This is a genomic window from Micromonospora deserti, from assembly GCF_003236335.1.
In the GTDB taxonomy this organism is placed as follows: Bacteria; Actinomycetota; Actinomycetes; order Mycobacteriales; family Micromonosporaceae; genus Micromonospora; species Micromonospora deserti.
Genome location: NZ_POUB01000139.1, coordinates 1 through 16,252, shown reverse-complemented (window position 1 = coordinate 16,252; position 16,252 = coordinate 1). Strand labels below are relative to the sequence as shown.

Annotated in this window: 16 protein-coding genes and 1 pseudogene; 14 read left to right on the top strand and 3 right to left on the bottom strand. The window is 73.0% G+C overall.

What is annotated here, in order from left to right; all coding sequences use genetic code 11:
* From C1I99_RS19285 to C1I99_RS19260, 6 genes are all read left to right on the top strand, one after another.
* Window positions 1-903, top strand: a 903-nt coding sequence (locus C1I99_RS19285; protein ID WP_111135619.1) for an aminotransferase class V-fold PLP-dependent enzyme, incomplete at its 5' end; no start/stop codon positions are given.
* A gap of 437 nt (window positions 904-1,340) precedes the next feature.
* Window positions 1,341-2,102 (top strand): ABC transporter ATP-binding protein, encoded by a 762-nt coding sequence (locus C1I99_RS19280; RefSeq protein WP_111135618.1) that lies wholly within the window; start codon window positions 1,341-1,343, stop codon window positions 2,100-2,102.
* The gene (locus C1I99_RS19275) at window positions 2,089-2,781 is read left to right on the top strand and encodes an ABC transporter ATP-binding protein (protein ID WP_111135617.1); all 693 of its coding nucleotides are present in this window, start codon (window positions 2,089-2,091) and stop codon (window positions 2,779-2,781) included. The genes C1I99_RS19280 and C1I99_RS19275 overlap by 14 nt, the downstream gene beginning before the upstream one ends.
* A gap of 38 nt (window positions 2,782-2,819) precedes the next feature.
* A complete protein-coding gene (locus C1I99_RS19270; protein ID WP_111135616.1) occupies window positions 2,820-4,079 on the top strand; it encodes an ABC transporter substrate-binding protein in 1,260 nt (419 codons plus the stop codon).
* The gene (locus tag C1I99_RS19265) at window positions 4,076-4,957 is read left to right on the top strand and encodes a branched-chain amino acid ABC transporter permease (RefSeq protein WP_111135615.1); all 882 of its coding nucleotides are present in this window, start codon (window positions 4,076-4,078) and stop codon (window positions 4,955-4,957) included. The genes C1I99_RS19270 and C1I99_RS19265 overlap by 4 nt, the downstream gene beginning before the upstream one ends.
* Window positions 4,954-5,970: a branched-chain amino acid ABC transporter permease gene (locus C1I99_RS19260; protein ID WP_111135614.1), complete on the top strand. Its 1,017-nt coding sequence runs from the start codon at window positions 4,954-4,956 to the stop codon at window positions 5,968-5,970. The genes C1I99_RS19265 and C1I99_RS19260 overlap by 4 nt, the downstream gene beginning before the upstream one ends.
* Before the next feature lie 83 nt (window positions 5,971-6,053).
* Here the strand turns inward: C1I99_RS19260 and C1I99_RS19255 are convergent, their stop codons facing one another.
* A complete protein-coding gene (locus C1I99_RS19255; protein ID WP_111135613.1) occupies window positions 6,054-6,638 on the bottom strand; it encodes a hypothetical protein in 585 nt (194 codons plus the stop codon).
* A 671-nt stretch (window positions 6,639-7,309) separates the two neighbouring features.
* On the opposite strand from C1I99_RS19255, the gene C1I99_RS19250 reads away from it, so the two are divergent.
* Both C1I99_RS19250 and C1I99_RS19245 read left to right on the top strand, forming a co-directional pair.
* Window positions 7,310-8,878 (top strand): MFS transporter, encoded by a 1,569-nt coding sequence (locus tag C1I99_RS19250; RefSeq protein WP_111135612.1) that lies wholly within the window; start codon window positions 7,310-7,312, stop codon window positions 8,876-8,878.
* An 11-nt stretch (window positions 8,879-8,889) separates the two neighbouring features.
* Complete coding sequence (locus C1I99_RS19245) at window positions 8,890-9,498, top strand: TetR/AcrR family transcriptional regulator (protein ID WP_111135611.1); 609 nt, start codon at window positions 8,890-8,892, stop codon at window positions 9,496-9,498.
* An 18-nt stretch (window positions 9,499-9,516) separates the two neighbouring features.
* On the opposite strand, the gene C1I99_RS19240 is transcribed toward C1I99_RS19245, so the two are convergent.
* A complete protein-coding gene (locus C1I99_RS19240) occupies window positions 9,517-11,436 on the bottom strand; it encodes a helix-turn-helix domain-containing protein (protein WP_111135610.1) in 1,920 nt (639 codons plus the stop codon).
* A gap of 14 nt (window positions 11,437-11,450) precedes the next feature.
* Entirely contained in the window at window positions 11,451-12,233 is a 783-nt protein-coding gene (locus C1I99_RS19235; RefSeq protein ID WP_111135609.1) for a 3-hydroxybutyrate dehydrogenase, read from the bottom strand.
* A gap of 227 nt (window positions 12,234-12,460) precedes the next feature.
* Between C1I99_RS19235 and C1I99_RS32830 the strand changes: the two genes are divergently transcribed.
* The 6 genes and pseudogenes from C1I99_RS32830 to C1I99_RS19205 form a co-directional block, all read left to right on the top strand.
* Complete coding sequence (locus tag C1I99_RS32830) at window positions 12,461-12,742, top strand: DUF1905 domain-containing protein (protein ID WP_158554083.1); 282 nt, start codon at window positions 12,461-12,463, stop codon at window positions 12,740-12,742.
* Between the two features lie 90 nt (window positions 12,743-12,832).
* Complete coding sequence (gene ruvC / locus C1I99_RS19225) at window positions 12,833-13,360, top strand: crossover junction endodeoxyribonuclease RuvC (RefSeq protein ID WP_111135607.1); 528 nt, start codon at window positions 12,833-12,835, stop codon at window positions 13,358-13,360.
* Window positions 13,357-13,959: a Holliday junction branch migration protein RuvA gene (gene ruvA, locus C1I99_RS19220; protein ID WP_111135606.1), complete on the top strand. Its 603-nt coding sequence runs from the start codon at window positions 13,357-13,359 to the stop codon at window positions 13,957-13,959. Before ruvC ends, ruvA begins: the two co-directional genes overlap by 4 nt.
* Entirely contained in the window at window positions 13,956-15,026 is a 1,071-nt protein-coding gene (gene ruvB, locus C1I99_RS19215) for a Holliday junction branch migration DNA helicase RuvB (RefSeq protein WP_111135605.1), read from the top strand. The genes ruvA and ruvB overlap by 4 nt, the downstream gene beginning before the upstream one ends.
* A gap of 193 nt (window positions 15,027-15,219) precedes the next feature.
* Window positions 15,220-15,507 (top strand): preprotein translocase subunit YajC, encoded by a 288-nt coding sequence (gene yajC, locus C1I99_RS19210; protein WP_199562263.1) that lies wholly within the window; start codon window positions 15,220-15,222, stop codon window positions 15,505-15,507.
* 281 nt (window positions 15,508-15,788) lie between these two features.
* Window positions 15,789-16,252: pseudogene (locus C1I99_RS19205) on the top strand (protein translocase subunit SecD); the annotation flags it as partial.

The following is a 16,252-nucleotide window of genomic DNA, read 5'->3' as shown; positions in this document are numbered from 1 at the left end:
TCGTGGGAGGGCTGGGGCGAGGCCACCGAGCGGTCCCGGGCCGCGTTCGCCCGCCTGCTCGGTGTCCCGGTCGCCGACGTGGCGGTCGGCGCCGCCGTGTCCCAGCTGCTCGCGCCGGTCGCCGCGGCGCTGCCCGCCGGGGCCCGGTTGGTGGTTCCGGAGGTCGAGTTCACCTCGAACCTGTTCCCCTGGCTGGTGCAGGCCCAGCGCGGCGTCGAGGTGCGCACCGTCCCGCTGGCCGGGCTGGCCGACGCGATCGACGCCGGCACCGACCTGGTGGCGTTCAGCCTGGTGCAGTCCGCCGACGGCACGGTCGCCGCGTACGACCGGATCGTCGCGGCGGCCCGGGCCCACGGCGCGCTCGTCGCGGTGGACGCCACCCAGGCGTGCGGCTGGCTGCCGTTCGACGCGACCCGCGCGGACGCGGTGGCGGTCGGGGCGTACAAGTGGCTGATGGCGCCCCGCGGCGCCGCCTTCGCCTACCTCGCCCCCGCCCTGCGGGAGCGGCTGCGCCCGGACGCCGCTGGCTGGTATGCGGGCCAGGACCCGCACGCCTCCTACTACGGCCCCCCGCTGCGGCTCGCCGACGACGCCCGCCGGTTCGACATCTCGCCGGCCTGGTTCAGCTGGGTCGGTGCGGCACCCGCGCTGGACCTGCTCGCCGACATCGGCGTGCCCGCGGTGCACGCGCACGACGTGGCGCTGGCCAACCGGTTCCTGGCCGGGCTCGGCCAGCCGCCCGGGCAGAGCGCGATCGTCACCGTCGAGGTGCCCGGGGCGCGGGAGCGGCTGGAACGGGCCGGGATCCGGGCGGCCGTGCGGGCCGGCCGGGTCCGGGCCTCCTTCCACCTCTACTCCACCGACGACGACGTCGACCTGGCCCTGGACGCGTTGACCAGCTGAGCCCGGCGGGCCCCGCCGGAACGCCGCCGGGACGCCGCCGCGCCGGACAGCCGGTAGGTGCACGGGCCGGGTGCGGTGGACGGGGAGGGTGCCCGGTGGGATCTGCGGACCCCCGGGAACCCCCGGCTCCCGGTCCCGGTGGCCGACCGGGCGGCGGGGCCGCCCGTCGAGGGTGACGGGACCACCGTCGCGGGCCGGACGGTGGGCGCGGCACATGTGCGCACCGGCCGTCGTGGGGGAGTCGCCGGGTTCGATGCGGGTGGGGGCGGCCCGGCGGGCGCGCGATGTGGCGGGCGGCCCCGAAGCGATGCCGGGGAATGTGTGGGCCATCGACATGGCTGGAGTCACACGCCCGGCCGTAGGTTTCCTGCACGCGACGGCCCTGTGACCACCGTCACCGCCCCGACCGTCGCGCCAGACCTGCGGAGGATGTGGTGATGGCCGGGCAAGCGCTCCTGTCGGCTCGCGGGCTGATCCGCGACTTCCGGGGCTTCCGGGCGGTCGACGGTGTCGACCTCGACGTCGCGCCGGACAGCGTGCACGCGCTGGTCGGCCCGAACGGCGCCGGCAAGACGACCCTGTTCAACCTGCTCACCGGCTTCCTGCGGCCAAGCGGCGGCCGGATCCAGCTGGCCGGGCGGGACGTCACCGGGCTGCCCCCGGAGCAGGTCGCCCGGCTCGGCGTGGCCCGCTCCTTCCAGATCACCAGCCTCTTCCCGCAGCTGTCCGCGCGGGAGCACGTCGAGCTGGCGTTGCAGAGCCCGAGCGGGCTGGGCTGGCGGTTCTGGCGCTCCGCGAAGCTGATGCGCCGCTACACCGACCGGGCGGGCGAGCTGCTGGACATGGTCGGCCTGGCCGAGCTGGCCGAGGCGCCCGCCGAGGCGCTGGCGTACGGGCGCAAGCGGGCCCTGGAACTGGCCATCGCCCTGGCCCTGGACCCGAAGGTGCTGCTGCTCGACGAGCCGACCGCCGGGATGGGGTTGGAGGACGTCGACCGCACGGTCGACCTGATCGCCCGGGTCCGCTCCGGCCGCACCGTGGTGATGGTGGAGCACAACATGAGCGTGGTCGGGCGGCTCGCCGACACCGTCACCGTCCTGCAGGCCGGCAAGGTCCTCGTCGAGGGCCCGTACGAGCAGGTCCGTGCCGACGAGCGTGTTATCACCGCCTACCTGGGAGCCGCCGATGCTGCGCATTGAGAACCTGTCCGCCTGGTACGGCGAGGCGCAGGTGCTGCGGGAGGTCAGCCTCGACGTCGCCGCCGGCGAGGTGGTCACCCTGGTCGGGCGCAACGGTGCCGGCAAGTCCACCCTGCTGCGCTGCGTGATGGGACTGCACGCGGGGCAGCGCGGCACGGTGGAGCTGGACGGGCGGGACGTCGGGAAGCTGCCGGCGTACCGGCGGGCGCGGCTGGGGCTCGGCTGGGTCCCCGACGACCGGGGCAGCTACGCCACGCTGAGCGTCACCGAGAACCTGACGCTGCCGCCGACGGTCGGCCCCGACCCCTGGTCGCTGGAGCGGGTGTACGAGGCGTTCCCCGCGCTGTACCAGCGGCGCGACTCGGCCGCCACCATGCTCTCCGGCGGCGAGCAGCAGATGCTCGCGCTGGCCCGGGTGCTGCGCATGGGCGCCCGGCTGCTGCTCTGCGACGAGCCCACCGAGGGGCTTTCGCCGCTGCTCGTGCAGCAGGTCGGCGACCTGCTGCGGGAGGCCAAACGGCACGGGGTGACCGTGCTGCTGGTCGAGCAGAACCTGCACTTCGCCACCGGCGTCGCCGACCGGCACTACCTGCTGGCCGAGGGACGCGTCGCGGAGGCGATGGACAACTCCGAGGTGCGGTCGCGGGAACGCGAGCTGCTGTCGTACCTCGGCATCTGATGTCGACGACGACCCGCGCCGCGCGCGGGGTGGAGGGAATGGGCATGCGTAGGACGGTAGGTGTGGCCGCCGCGTCGGCGGCCACGGTGATGCTGGTCGCGGCCTGCGGGGGTGGCGGTCCGCAGTCGGGCGGGGACCAGAAGCTGACCGGGAACAAGATCGTGCTGGGCGTGCTGAACGACCAGTCCGGGGCGTACTCCGAGCTGTCCGGCAAGAACTCGGTCAAGGCCGTGGAGATGGCGGTGGCCGACTTCAGGGCGAAGTACGGCGACAGGGCGGTGACCACCGACATCAGCGTGGAGACCGCCGACCACCAGAACAAGCCCGACATCGCCAACACCAAGGCCGCCGAGATGTACGACCGCAAGGGCGTCGACCTGATCCTCGACGTGCCCACCTCGTCGGCGGCGGAGAAGGTGGCCGACGTCGCCAAGGAGAAGCAGAAGCTCTACTTCAACATCGGCGCGGCGACCACCACGCTGACCGGGGCGAAGTGCAACAAGTACACGTTCCACTACGCGTACGACACCTACATGCTGGCCAACGGCACCGGCAGGAGCACCACCGAGCAGGGCGCGAAGAACTGGTACGTCCTCTACCCGAACTACCAGTTCGGCCAGGACATGGAGAAGAGCTTCTCCGCCGCCATCGCCGCCGCCGGCGGGAAGGTCATCGGCAAGGACGCCGCGCCGTTCCCGAACACCACCGGTGACTACTCGACCTTCCTGCTCAAGGCGCCCACCCTGAACCCGAAGCCGGACGTGCTCGGCACCATGCAGGCAGGTGCGGAGCTGGTCAACGTGGTCAAGCAGTACAATGAGTTCAAGCTGCGGGACAAGGGCGTCGGCCTGGCGGTGGGGCTGATGTTCCTCACCGACATCCACTCGCTCACCCCGGCCGCGCTCGCCGGCACCACCTACACGGACGCTTGGTACTGGAACTTCGACGCGAGGAACCGGGAGTTCGCCGACCGGTTCCAGTCCGAGACCGGCACCCGGCCGACGTTCGCGCACGCCGCCAACTACTCCGCCGCCACCCAGTACCTGGAGGCCGTGCAGGCCGCCGGCACCGACGACGCGGACACCATCGTGACGGGCCTGGAGGGCAAGACCGTCGAGGACGTCTTCCTGCGCAACGGCAAGATCCGCGCCGAGGACCACCGGGTGGTGCACGACGCGTACCTGGCCCAGGTCAAGCCGCAGTCCGAGGTCACCGAGCCGTGGGACTACGTCAAGGTGCTGAAGACCATCCCGGCCGCGGAGGCGTTCCGCGCCCCGTCCTCGGAATGCAAGCTGTGACCGGTTTCCTCCAGAACACCTTCAACGGGTTGGTGAGCGGGGCGTTCTACGCCCTGCTCGCCCTCGGGCTCGCGGTCATCTTCGGCATGCTGCGGGTGGTCAACTTCGCCCACGGCGCGTTCTACATGCTCGGCGCGTTCGGCGCGTACGTGCTGCTCACCGAGGCGGGCGTGCCGTTCTGGGCGGCCCTGGTGATCATGCCGCTGGGGCTGGCCGTGGTCGGCATGGCGCTGGAGCGGGCCTTCATCCACCGGCTCACCCGGCTCGACCCGCTCTACAACTTCCTGCTCACCTTCGGCCTGACGCTGATCCTGCAGGACCTGGTGAAGCTGCGGTACGGCGTGCAGTCCAGCCCGTACCAGACCCCGTCGGCGCTGGCCGGGTCGGTCGACTTCGGGGTCTTCGACTTCCCCACCTACCGGGTGTTCATTCTCGGTTTCGCGGTCGCCGTCTGCGTCGGCGTCTGGTGGCTGCTCACCAACACCCGGATCGGCATGGTGGTCCGGGCGAGCACCGAGCGGCCCGAGTTGACCCAGGCGTTCGGCATCAACGTCGGGCGCTGGGTCACCCCGGTCTTCGGTTTCGGCATCGGCCTGGCCGGGCTGGCCGGCGTGCTCGCCGCCCCGATGCGCGCGGTGAACCCGCTGATGGGCGCCGACCTCATCATCGTGGTCTTCGCGGTGGTGGTGATCGGCGGCCTCGGCTCCATCTTCGGCTCGGTCGCCGCCGGCTTCGGCATCGGCCTGGTGCAGGCGTGGGGCGAGGCGTACCTGTCCGACTTCCCGATCGTGTCGCAGACGATCGTCTTCGTCGTGATGGCGGTCGTGCTGCTCTGGCGCCCGGCCGGGCTGTTCGGCCGTGAGGAGGCACCGGCATGACGAGCACCGTCGACACCCCGGCCGACGCGGCCCGCCCGACGCCGCCGTCCGGGCTGGTCACCGTGGCCCGGGCGCCCGGCTGGGTCCGGTACGCGCTGCTCGCCGTGGGGCTGCTGACCGCGCTTTGGTTGCCCAACGGTCTCTACCCGGCGGTGGCCGTGGACATCCTCTGCTGGGCGCTCTTCGCCGTCGCGGTGGACCTGCTGCTGGGCTTCACCGGGCTGATGTCCTTCGGGCACGCCGCGTTCTGGGGCACCTCGGCGTACGTCACCGGCCTGGTGGCGATCCACCTCGGCCTGCCGTTCCCGGTGGCGGTGCTGGCCGGGGCCCTCACGGCAGCGGCGCTCGCGGTGCCGATTGGCTACCTGGCGGTGAAGCGGACCGGCATCTACTTCGCCATGGTCACCCTTGCGTTCGCGCAGCTGGTCTACTACGTCGCCAACGAGTGGCGCTCGGTGACCCGCGGCGAGAACGGCCTGCAGGGTGTGCCCCGCGAGCTGTTCGGGCTGGATCTCCGCGACGACTACTACTTCTACTACGCGATCCTGCCGATCGTGCTGCTCGGCCTGGCCGCCGCGTGGCGCATCGTGCACTCGCCGTTCGGACGGGTGCTGGTCGGCATCCGGGACAACCCGGCCCGGGCTCGGGCGCTGGGCTACCCGGTGCACCGCTACAAACTGACCGCGTTCGTGCTCTCCGGCTTCATCGCCGGGCTGGGCGGCGGGCTGTTCGCCGTCGGGCACCGCTTCGTCTCCCTCGACGTGCTGCACTGGACCACCTCCGGCAAGGCGGTCATCGTGGTGGTGCTCGGCGGGATCGGCACGCTCTGGGGCGGGGTGCTCGGCGCGGCCATCGTGGTCCGGCTGGAAGACTGGCTGTCGTTCTCCGGGTTCGAAGCGATCGGCCTGGTCACCGGTGGCATCTTCGTCCTGGTCGTGCTGCTGTTCCGGCGCGGCATCTGGGGCAGCGTGGCCGCCCTGGTCACCCGCTGGTGGGCGGCCCGCCGGCGGTAGCCCCCGACGGGGTGCCGGCCCTGGGTATGCCGCTGGCCGGCGCCCCGTGTGGGGTGCCGGCCGGCGGGTGTTGGTGGTGTGGGTCAGCTGTTCCAGTGCTGGGTGACGAGGTCGGCGGCCTGCTGTTCCCACTGTGCGTAGTGGTCCGGGTAGGCCGAGACCTGCACGGTCTGGGCGGCCCGGGTCAGCGGCATGTCCTGCCACCCGTCGACCTGCTTGAGACCCTTCAGGAACGCCATGGTCGCGTACTCGGGGTCGGTGATCTGCTCGACCGTGCCCCAACCCGAGCTCGGGCGCTGCTGGAACAGGCCCTGCGAGTCGTGGTCGTTGCGCTCACCCAGGTGACCCAGGTTCTCCAGCTTCGACTCCTGCAACGCGGTCGCGATGGCCACCACGGCGGCCCGCTCGTCCATACCCGACTTCTTCGTCGCCGCGATGATCGCCTTCACATTGCCGACCTGCTCATCGGACAGGTCGATCCGCGACTGCGCGCCCTGCGTACCGTGCGGGATCAGCTGGCCCGTGTCCGGCTTGTCCACCTGCACCGCGGCGGTGGGCTTGACCGCCTCAACCGGGGCGGCGTGAGCGGTAGCCGGGCCGGCGAACACGCCACCGGCGAAGGCCAGACCAGCGATACCAAGAACGCTCTTACGCATGATCGTGTTCATCACAAAGCTCCATTCGGGGGTCGGCGTCACCACCCACGGGGGACCGGGCGAGACGCAAGCACCGTCCGGCGCTCAAAACAAGGGGGAAAGAACCCGGGCACCCCGCACAGAAACGGGGATCAACCGGGAAGATCAGACAGCCCTCCAAGGGGCCGGGGACCCGCGCGGGGGGAGGCCCTCACGCGGCCGGGACCATGTATAACGACCGGCGGCCCGCCATCATTCCGGGATCCGGCCGGCGGCCCACCGCCTCGACGGCGCGGCCCTTACTCGATCGTCCAGGTGATGTAACGACCCGCCGCCCGCCACGATTCCAGGCTCGGAATGTCACCCGTCACACCTCAGAACCGGATATTTCGGTGCCCACCGCCCACCGCCGGGCCACCGGCTGCGCCGGGGCCGCCGACCGTCCGGTCTGACCCACGCGACCCGCCGGGACCTGCACCGGTTCGACCGAACGGCGGCATCGGGGCAGACCGGACGCCGCCACAGAGCCGACACGGAAGGTGAACCCAAGCAACCGGGGTGATCGCCCGACCGTCGGCGTGACAGCGGACACATAAGATACGAACCGGTACCGTATCGTTAATGAACGGCCTACGCTGAGCCGAGTTACGAGTCTGCCCCGTATCGTATCCGCGGTGCGGGTCACCGGGGGGAGAGCCGCACCAATGCCACCGCACGAGAACACCGGACATCCCAGGAGGTGGGCGATCCTCGGCGTGCTGGTGATCAGCCTGCTCGTGGTCGTCCTGGACAACACGATCCTCAACGTCGCGTTGCGTACGCTCGCCGACCCGGTGCACGGTCTCGGCGCCACCCAGGGCGAGCTGGAGTGGTCGATCAACTCGTACACACTGGTCTTCGCCGGGCTGCTCTTCACCTTCGGGGTGCTCGGCGACCGGGCCGGGCGCAAGCGCTTCCTGCTGATCGGGCTGGCACTGTTCGGGCTGGCGTCGCTGCTGTCGGCGTACGCGCAGAGCCCGGCGCAACTGATCGCCGCCCGTGCGCTGATGGGGGTCGGCGGCGCGGCCATCATGCCGGTGACCCTCTCGATCATCGCCAACGTCTTCGACCCGCGGGAGCGGGGCCGGGCGATCGGCGTATGGGCCGGCGCGGTCGGCCTGGCGGTGGCGATCGGGCCGGTGCTCGGCGGGGCGCTGCTGGAGCACTACTGGTGGGGCTCGGTCTTCCTGATCAACGTGCCGATCGTCGCGCTCGGCGTGGTGCTGGTCGCGCTCCTGGTGCCCGAGTCGCGGGACCCGAACCCGGGTCGGGTCGATCTGCTGGGCGTGGTGCTGTCGGTGGTCGGTCTGGTCGCCCTGTCGTACGGCATCATCGACGGCGGCGAGCACGGCTTCGACCGCCTGGTCGTCTGGGGCTCGATCGTCGGCGGCCTGGCGGTGATGGCCTGGTTCGTCGCCCACGAGCGGCGCAGCGACCACCCGTCGCTGGACGTCCGCCTGTTCCGGGTGCCGCGCTTCGCCGCGCCAGTGGCGATCGTCGGGCTGGTGTTCTTCGCCGCGATGGGCGTGATGTTCTTCAGCTCGTTCTACCTGCAACTGGTCCGTGGCTACAGCCCGTTGGAGACCGGCCTGCTCTTCCTGCCGTTCGCCGGCGCGCAACTGGTCTTCGCACCCCGCAGTGCGGCGATGGTGCACCGGTACGGTGGCAAGGCGGTGGCGGCCGTCGGGCTGATCCTGACCGCGGTGGCGCTCGGGGCGTTCGCCTTCATCGACGCGACCACCCCGCTCTGGGTGGTGCTGGTCGTCTTCTTCCTCCAGGGCGTCGGGATGGCCAACATCATGCCCCCGGCCACCGAGTCGATCATGTCGGCGCTGCCCCGGGAGAAGGCCGGGGTCGGTTCGGCGGTCAGCAACACGGTGCGGCAGGTGGCCGGCGCGCTCGGCGTCGCGGTGCTCGGGGCGGTGCTCTCGGCGGTCTACCGCGCCGACGTCGAACCCGCGTTGCGGGACCTGCCCGCCGGGGCGCGCGAGACGGCCGGCGAGTCGATCTCCGGGGCGTACGCGGCGGCGGGTCAGCTCGGACCGGCGGCGCCGCAGCTGATCGCGGTCGCCAACGACGCGTTCGTCACGGCGATGCACTGGGCGGCGGCCCTGGCGGCGATCGTCGCGGCGGTCGGTGTCGCGGTCGTGCTGCGCTGGCTGCCGGGCCGCCCGGCCACCCCGACGGCGGCTCCGACGCCGGCTGGGGAACCCGAGTTGGCCGGGACCGCGTAGGTTCGGCGACAATGTCCGACATGACTTCCACCGCGGACACTCCGCGGTCGCCCGGGCGACCGCGGAGTGTCCGCGCGGACGAAGCGATCATCGAGGCGACGCTGGACCTGCTCGCCGAGGGCAGCACGGTCGAGGCGATCTCGATCGAGGCGATCGCCGCCCGGGCCGGCGTCGGCAAGGCCACCATCTACCGCCGCTGGCCGGGCAAGGAGGCGCTGCTGCGCGACGCGCTGCGGACGCTCAAGGGCAGCCCGCCGGAGCCGACCGGCGGCTCGGTCCGCGACGACCTGATCGTGCTGGTCGGCGCGGTCGGTCACCACATCGACCCGCGGGCGGCGCGGATCATGCCGTGCCTGGTGCCCGCGGTGAACCGCAGCCCGGAGCAGTACGCGCTCTACCAGAACATCATCGAGCCGCGCCGGGCGTTGATGCGGGAGGTGCTGCGCCGCGGGGTCCGCGCCGGCGAGCTCCGCGCCGACCTCGACGTCGAGGTCACCATGGCGATGCTGACCGGCCCGATGCTGGTGCAGCGGGTGCTGCGCTGGCACCCCGACATCGACGAGGCGACCCTGCCCGAGAAGATCGTCGACGGCGTGCTCGACGGCATCCGCGCCCGGTGAGCCGGGCGGCACACCGACCTAGGCGGCGGGCGTGCGCAGGCGGTGCAGGCGCAGCGCCAGCTGCACCTCCAGCGCCCGTTCGGGCTTCTGCCAGTCGGCGCCGAGCAGCTGCCCGACCCGTTCCAGCCGCTGGGTCACCGTGTTGACGTGTACGTGCAGCAGCTCCGCGGCCCGGGCCAGGCTGCCGCCCACCCCGAAGTACGCCTCCAGCGTCTTCACCAGCGCGGTGCCCCGGCGCGCGTCGTAGTCCACCACCGGGCCGATGGTGGCGGTGAGGAACCCGGCGACGTCCCGGTCGCCCCGGTCCCCGACCGCGCCGAGCAGCAACCCGACGAAGCCCAGCTCGGCGGTGCTCGCCCCCTGCCCGGCCCGGCCCAGGGCGCCCAGCGCGGTCAGGCACCGGTCCGCCTCGTGGAAGGTGGCGGCCAGCGACGCCGGACCGGTGGACGGGCCGCTCGCCCCGGCGGTCACCGGCCGGCCGGTCACCCTGGACAGGTCCCGCGACACCGCCCGCGCGCTGCCGCCGGCATCCCGGCCGGGCAGCATCAGCACCACCCGCCCGTCGCGCGCCGCGGCCAGCCCTCCCCGCGTCGAGGCGTACGTGGTGGCCCAGGAGAGCACCCGCTGCCGGGCCGAGCCGGTCGCGGCGATGGCGTCGTCGCCCACCGCCACCAGCACGTGCGGGGAGTCCAGGTCCACCCCGAGCCGGCGGGCCCGGCCGCGCAGCGCGTCGGTGTCCCGCAGCGGGCGGGCGATCAGGTCGTCGAGCAGTTCGCCCCGGACCCGGCCCTCGGCCTCGGCGACCGTACGCCGGAACAGCAGCAGCAGGGCGGTCACCAGCGCGGCCCGCTCCAGGATGCGCTGGTCGGCGTCGACCAGCTCGCCGTCGGGGCGCAGCACCAGCGCGCCCAGGTTCTCCGCGCCGGCCACCACCGCGGCGTACCAGAGCGGGCCCCGACGCACGCTTCGCCCCTCGGTACGCGACGCGGCCACCGCCTCCACGATGTCCGCCCGCTCCGGCTCCTCGATCTCGCCGACCCGGGCCAGCAGCCGCCCCTCGGCGTCCAGCGCCAGCAGCGCCCCGCCGAGCACGTCGGTCACCGCCGCCGCGACGTCCTCCACCCCGCCGCCGCGCAGCACCAGGGCGGTCATCCGGTCGTGCGCCGCGGCGGCCCGCTCCACGGAGGTGCTGTGCGCGCGGATGGTGGTGTTCGCGGCGGAGAGCTCCTCCAGCGCCGAGCGGGTCTCCGCGAGCAGCCGCGCCGTGTCGATCGCCACCGCGGCGTGCGCGGCGAGCGAGACCAGCAGCGCCACCTCCTCGCGGGCGAACGGCCGGGCCGACCGGTTGGCCGCGTAGAGCACCCCGATCGAGGTCGAGCCGAGCCGCAGCGGCACACCGAGGATCGCCACCAGACCCTCCTCGCCCACCCCGGCGTCGATCTCCCTGGTGTGCCGGAACCGGTCGTCCTCCGGGTAGTTCGCGGTGACGTAAGGGGCGCCGGACTGGGCGACCAGGCCGCCGAGACCGGCGCCCATCGGCAGCCGCAGCCGCTGGAACCGGGCCGACACGGAGCCGTCGGTGACCCGCATGTAGGTGTCTCCGCGCTCGTCGTCGTTGAGCGTCATGTAGGCCACGTCGGCGCCGAGCAGGTTGCGCGCCCGATGCACGATCGCCCGCAGCACGTCGTCCAGGTCGCGCAGCCCGGCCAGGTCGCTGACCGTGTCGTACAGCCCGGACAGCTCGGTCTCCCGCCGGCGGCGCCGCTCCAGCAGCGCCCGGACCCGCAGCGCCACCGTCTTGGCCTGCTCCAGCTCCGCCAGCCGGTCGGCGGGCAGCCCGGCGGCCCGGGCGGCGACCAGCGGCCCCTCGAACTCCACCGCGGCCGCCTCCCGCGCGAGCAGTTCCAGGAACTCCACCGGTGACGACATGACCGACATTGTGCGCGGCGCCACTAGTTCGCCGTCCAGCCCCCGTCGAGCGCGATCGACGCGCCCGTGATGAACGCCGCCGGCGGGGAGCAGAGGTACGCCAGCAGCTCCGCCACCTCCTCCGGCTCGATCAGGCGCTTGATCGCGGCCCGGGCCAGCATGATCTTCTCGATCACCTCGGTCTCCGGGATGCCGTGGCTGGCCGCCTGGTCGGCGATCTGGCTCTCCACCAGCGCGGTGCGCACATACGCCGGGCTGATGCAGTTGGCGGTGACCCCGTGCGCCGCGCCCTCCAGCGCGACCACCTTCGACAGCCCCTCCAGGGCGTGCTTGGCCGAGACGTACGCCGCCTTGTACGGAGAGGCACGCAGCCCGTGCACGGAGGAGATGTTGACGATCCGGCCCCAGCCCCGGGCGTACATGTGCGGCAGCGCTCGGCGGACGAGCAGGAACGGCGCCTCCACCATCACCCGGTGCAGGAACTCGAAGCGCTCGACGGAGAACTCCTGCACCGGCGCCACGTGCTGCAGCCCGGCGTTGTTCACCACGATGTCCACGTCCGCGTCGAGCCGGTCCACCGCGTCCGGGTCGGCCAGGTCCACGCCCTCGGCCCGGCCGCCGGCCTCGGCCGCCACCGCCTTGGCCGCCTCGACGTTGCGGTCGACCACCAGGACCGTGGCGCCGGCCGCGCCCAGCCGCAGGGCACAGGCCCGGCCGATTCCGCTGCCACCCCCGGTCACCAGGGCGGTACGACCAGCGAGGTCGACCTGTACGACGTGGGGGACCGCCACGGGTTCTGCCGTCATGGCGCAAGAAGTTACGAGCTGTGTGGCCGGCGGCACATGGGATGGCGACACATACTCGACGGTCGGGGTGTGTGGATCCGATCCTGCCTTCCCGGTCCGGATCGTCCGGTCGCTGCGGGCGCCGGAAATGTCGGGGGGACATGGCACAGTCACCGGCGGCGGATTCGCGTGGAGACCGCCGGCCGATCGGGCCGGCCGACCGGGCCGGCCGACCGGAGGGAGAGGGCGTGGCGAGCGGGACGCCGTCCTTCGAGGCGACCCTGGTCCGCTGGTCCGGCGCCGGCGGATGGGTGTTCGCCCCCGTGCCCGACGAGCACGCGCCGGATGCGGCGGGTCCGTTCGGCCGGGTCCCGGTGGTGGCGACGGTGGACGGCCGCGCCTGGTCGACCAGTGTCTGGCGGGACCGCAAGGCCGGCTGGTTGCTGGCGGTGCCGGCACGGATCCGCGCGGGCAAAGACCACGGGGACGTCGTCAGCGTCGCGATCGAGGTCGACCATGCCCGGCGGTAGCCGCCCCGGCGTGTCCCGGCCGGCGGCCCTTCCCGAGCACCAGTAGTGTGTCGAACACACGTACTGCTGACGGCTGGGGGAGGAGGCGGCGTGCGCGTGCTCGGCGTCGACCCGGGGCTGACCCGGTGCGGGGTCGGCGTGGTCGAGGGAGTGCCGGGCCGGCCCTGCGCGCTGATCGCCTACTACGTCGTCTACACCGACCCCGACGACGAGCTGCCGCTGCGCCTGCTGCACCTGGACCGCTCGTTGACCGAGCTGGTCGCCGAGCACCGGCCGGACAGCGTCGCCGTGGAACGGGTCTTCAGCCAACACAACGTGCGGACGGTGATGGGCACCGCCCAGGCCAGCGGGATCGCGGTGCTCGCCGGGGCCCGCGCCGGGCTGCCCGTGCAGACGTACACGCCGAGCGAGGTGAAGGCGGCGGTGACCGGTTCCGGTCAGGCGGACAAGGCGCAGCTGACCGCGATGGTCACCCGGCTGCTGCGGCTGCCCGAGCCGCCACGGCCGGCCGATGCCGCGGATGCCCTCGCCCTGGCCATCTGCCACGTGTGGCGTGGCGGGACGCGCTCCAAGCTGGCCGCCGCGGCCGACCGGGTACGACGAGGAGGAGCCAGATGATCGCCAGCGTGCGCGGCGTGGTGACCGCGACCGGTCCGGACCACGCCGTGGTCGAGGTGGGCGGGGTGGGCCTGGCGGTGCAGTGCGCGCCGGGCACGCTCGCCGAGCTGCGGCTGGGGCAGCCGGCCCGGCTCGCCACCAGCCTGGTCGTCCGGGAGGATTCGCTCACCCTCTACGGCTTCGCCGACGACGACGCCAAGCAGCTGTTCGAACTGCTCCAGACCGCCAGCGGGGTGGGCCCCCGGCTGGCTCAGGCGGTGCTCGCCGTGCACACCCCGGACGCGGTCCGCAAGGCGATCGCCAACGCCGACACCGCCGCACTGACCCGGGTGCCCGGGATCGGCAAGAAGGGCGCCGAGCGGCTGGTGCTGGAGCTGCGGGACCGGATCGGCCCGGTGCCGGTCGGCGCGGACGGGGCGGCCGGGGTCACCGGCGGAGCCTGGCCAGAGCAGGTCCGCCAGGCGCTGGTCGGGCTCGGCTGGACGGCCGCCCAGGCCGACCAGGCGGTCGCCGCGGTGGCGGAGACCGTCGACGGGGACATCCCGCCCGTGCCCGTGCTGCTGAAGCAGGCCATCCGGCTGCTGGGCCGGACCCGATGACCGGCCCGGACGGCGGCCTGGTCTCGGCGTACGTCACCGACGCGGAACTGGACGCGGAGGCCAGCGTCCGGCCGAAGCGGCTGGCGGAGTTCATCGCCCAGCACCGGGTGCGCGACCAGCTCGACCTGCTGCTCCAGGGCGCGATGCGGCGCGGCTCCCCGCCGGACCACATCCTGCTGTCGGGGCCGCCCGGCTTGGGTAAGACGACCCTGGCCAACATCGTCGCCGCCGAGCTGGGCTCCGGCATCCGGGTGACCAGCGGCCCGGCCATCGAGCGCTCCGGCGACCTGGCCGCGATCCTGACCAGCCTCGCCGAGGGCGACGTGCTTTTCATCGACGAGATTCACCGGATCGCCAAGCCGGCCGAGGAGCTGCTCTACAGCGCGATGGAGGACTTCCGGGTCGACGTGGTGGTCGGCAAGGGCCCCGGCGCCACCGCCATCCCGCTGGACGTCGAGCCGTTCACCCTGGTCGGCGCGACCACCCGGTCCGGCCTGCTGACCGGGCCGATGCGGGACCGGTTCGGCTTCGTCGCCCACCTCGACTTCTACTCCCCGGCCGACCTGGAGACGCTGCTGCACCGCTCGGCGCGGATCCTCGGCGTGCCGATCACCGACGACGGCGCCGCCGAGATCGCCGGCCGGTCCCGGGGCACGCCCCGGATCGCCAACCGGCTGCTGCGCCGGGTGCGGGACTTCGCCGAGGTCCGGGCCGACGGCGTGGTCACCCTGGAAACCGCCCGCGCGGCGCTGACGGTGTACGACGTGGACGCGCTCGGTCTGGACCGGCTGGACCGGGCGGTGCTGACCGCGCTGGTCGACTCCTTCCGGGGCGGCCCGGTCGGGCTTTCCACCCTCGCGGTGGCGGTGGGGGAGCAGCCGGACACCGTCGAGGAGGTCTGCGAGCCGTTCCTGGTCCGGGCCGGGCTGCTGGCGCGTACGCCCCGGGGGCGGGTCGCCACCGAGGCCGCCTGGCACCATCTGGGGCGCACACCGCCGAATGGTACATTTGTCACCGCTACCCCGCCCGCGCCCGATCTGTTCTCCATGGACGCCGATCAGCCGTGATGCGAACGTGATCTGTGCCGCATTCGGCGTTCCCAGGTGCAGGGATTAGACTCGCCGCGGTCTGTACAGGACGTGAGAATCCGCCTCCGCTCCGGTGCCCTTCGTGCCGGACGGGAGGCCAATGGGAAGGTCAGTAACCGTGCTTTACGCAGCCCAGGGTGGCGGGGGAATCGGCGGTCTCACGCCGATCCTCATGATCGCCCTGCTCTTCGGCGTCATGTACTTCATGATGATCCGCCCCCAGCAGAAGCGCCGCCGCGAGGCCGAGGCCATGCAGTCCGCCCTCGCCCCGGGCGACGAGGTGGTCACCATCGGGGGTCTCTACGGCACGGTCACCGGGGTGGACGACGACACCGTCCTGCTCGAGGTCGCCCCGGGTGTGCAGACCCGGTACGCCCGCCCGGCGATCGCCCGGGTGGTCAGCCAGGCCGAGCGCCCCGCCGAACCGGCCGCGGAGGACGCGGACGCCGTCAAGGAGTGACTCGGGCCCGCCCCGGCGGGCGGGGCACCGGCCACCGGTGACCGCCGCGCCGGCCGGGTGGGGCCGTTCCGGGCGGGGCAGCGCCCGCGCCGGAAAAACTGGATAGTTGGGCCGACGCCGGGCGTCGGCACGTCCGGCACCGCTCGACGCTCGCGCGTCGCCCGGTGGACCGTCCGTGCCGGCCAGCGACGCCGGCCCGGGCAGACCGCCGGCCGGGACCCTCGGCCGACACCCGCCGCCGCTGCATCAGCGGCGCGACCGTACAGGGAGACAGGACAGCCGTGGCACCACCTCAGGGACAGATGCGCCCCGGACGGCAGTTGGCCGTGCTCGGGTTCATCTTCGTCGTCCTCTATCTACTGGTGTTCTTCTCGGGCGGGGCCAGCGGTGGCTGGAAGGACCGGCTCGAGCCTCGGCTCGGCCTGGACCTGGTCGGCGGCACCCGGCTGACGCTGGAGGCGACCAACACCGTCGACGGGCGGGCCCCGACGGCGGAGAACCTCGAGGAGGCCCGCCAGATCATCGAGAGCCGGGTCAACGCGTTCGGCGTGGCCGAGGCCGAGGTGGTCACCGAGGGCAACCGCAACATCGTGATCTCCCTGCCCGGCGAGAACCGGGACATCACCGAGGTGGGCAGCGCCGCCGAGCTGCGCTTCCGCAAGGTGCTCAAGGCCACCGACGGTAGCGGCGCGGCCGCCGTCCCCGCCCCGGCGGCCACCCCGTCGCCGTCGGGCAGCGCCAGCCC

What these genes read in the sequence shown, in the direction of transcription:
- yajC (WP_199562263.1), top strand. Translation starts at nt 15,220, where the DNA reads ATGATCGCCCTGCTCTTCGGCGTCATGTACTTCATGATGATCCGCCCC.
- C1I99_RS19235 (WP_111135609.1), bottom strand. Translation starts at nt 12,233, where the DNA reads ATGACGGCAGAACCCGTGGCGGTCCCCCACGTCGTACAGGTCGACCTC.
- C1I99_RS19280 (WP_111135618.1), top strand. Translation starts at nt 1,341, where the DNA reads ATGGCCGGGCAAGCGCTCCTGTCGGCTCGCGGGCTGATCCGCGACTTC.
- C1I99_RS19250 (WP_111135612.1), top strand. Translation starts at nt 7,310, where the DNA reads ATGCCACCGCACGAGAACACCGGACATCCCAGGAGGTGGGCGATCCTC.
- C1I99_RS19270 (WP_111135616.1), top strand. Translation starts at nt 2,820, where the DNA reads ATGGGCATGCGTAGGACGGTAGGTGTGGCCGCCGCGTCGGCGGCCACG.
- C1I99_RS19240 (WP_111135610.1), bottom strand. Translation starts at nt 11,436, where the DNA reads ATGTCGGTCATGTCGTCACCGGTGGAGTTCCTGGAACTGCTCGCGCGG.
- C1I99_RS19275 (WP_111135617.1), top strand. Translation starts at nt 2,089, where the DNA reads ATGCTGCGCATTGAGAACCTGTCCGCCTGGTACGGCGAGGCGCAGGTG.
- C1I99_RS19255 (WP_111135613.1), bottom strand. Translation starts at nt 6,638, where the DNA reads ATGAACACGATCATGCGTAAGAGCGTTCTTGGTATCGCTGGTCTGGCC.
- C1I99_RS19245 (WP_111135611.1), top strand. Translation starts at nt 8,890, where the DNA reads ATGTCCGACATGACTTCCACCGCGGACACTCCGCGGTCGCCCGGGCGA.
- ruvA (WP_111135606.1), top strand. Translation starts at nt 13,357, where the DNA reads ATGATCGCCAGCGTGCGCGGCGTGGTGACCGCGACCGGTCCGGACCAC.
- C1I99_RS19260 (WP_111135614.1), top strand. Translation starts at nt 4,954, where the DNA reads ATGACGAGCACCGTCGACACCCCGGCCGACGCGGCCCGCCCGACGCCG.
- ruvB (WP_111135605.1), top strand. Translation starts at nt 13,956, where the DNA reads ATGACCGGCCCGGACGGCGGCCTGGTCTCGGCGTACGTCACCGACGCG.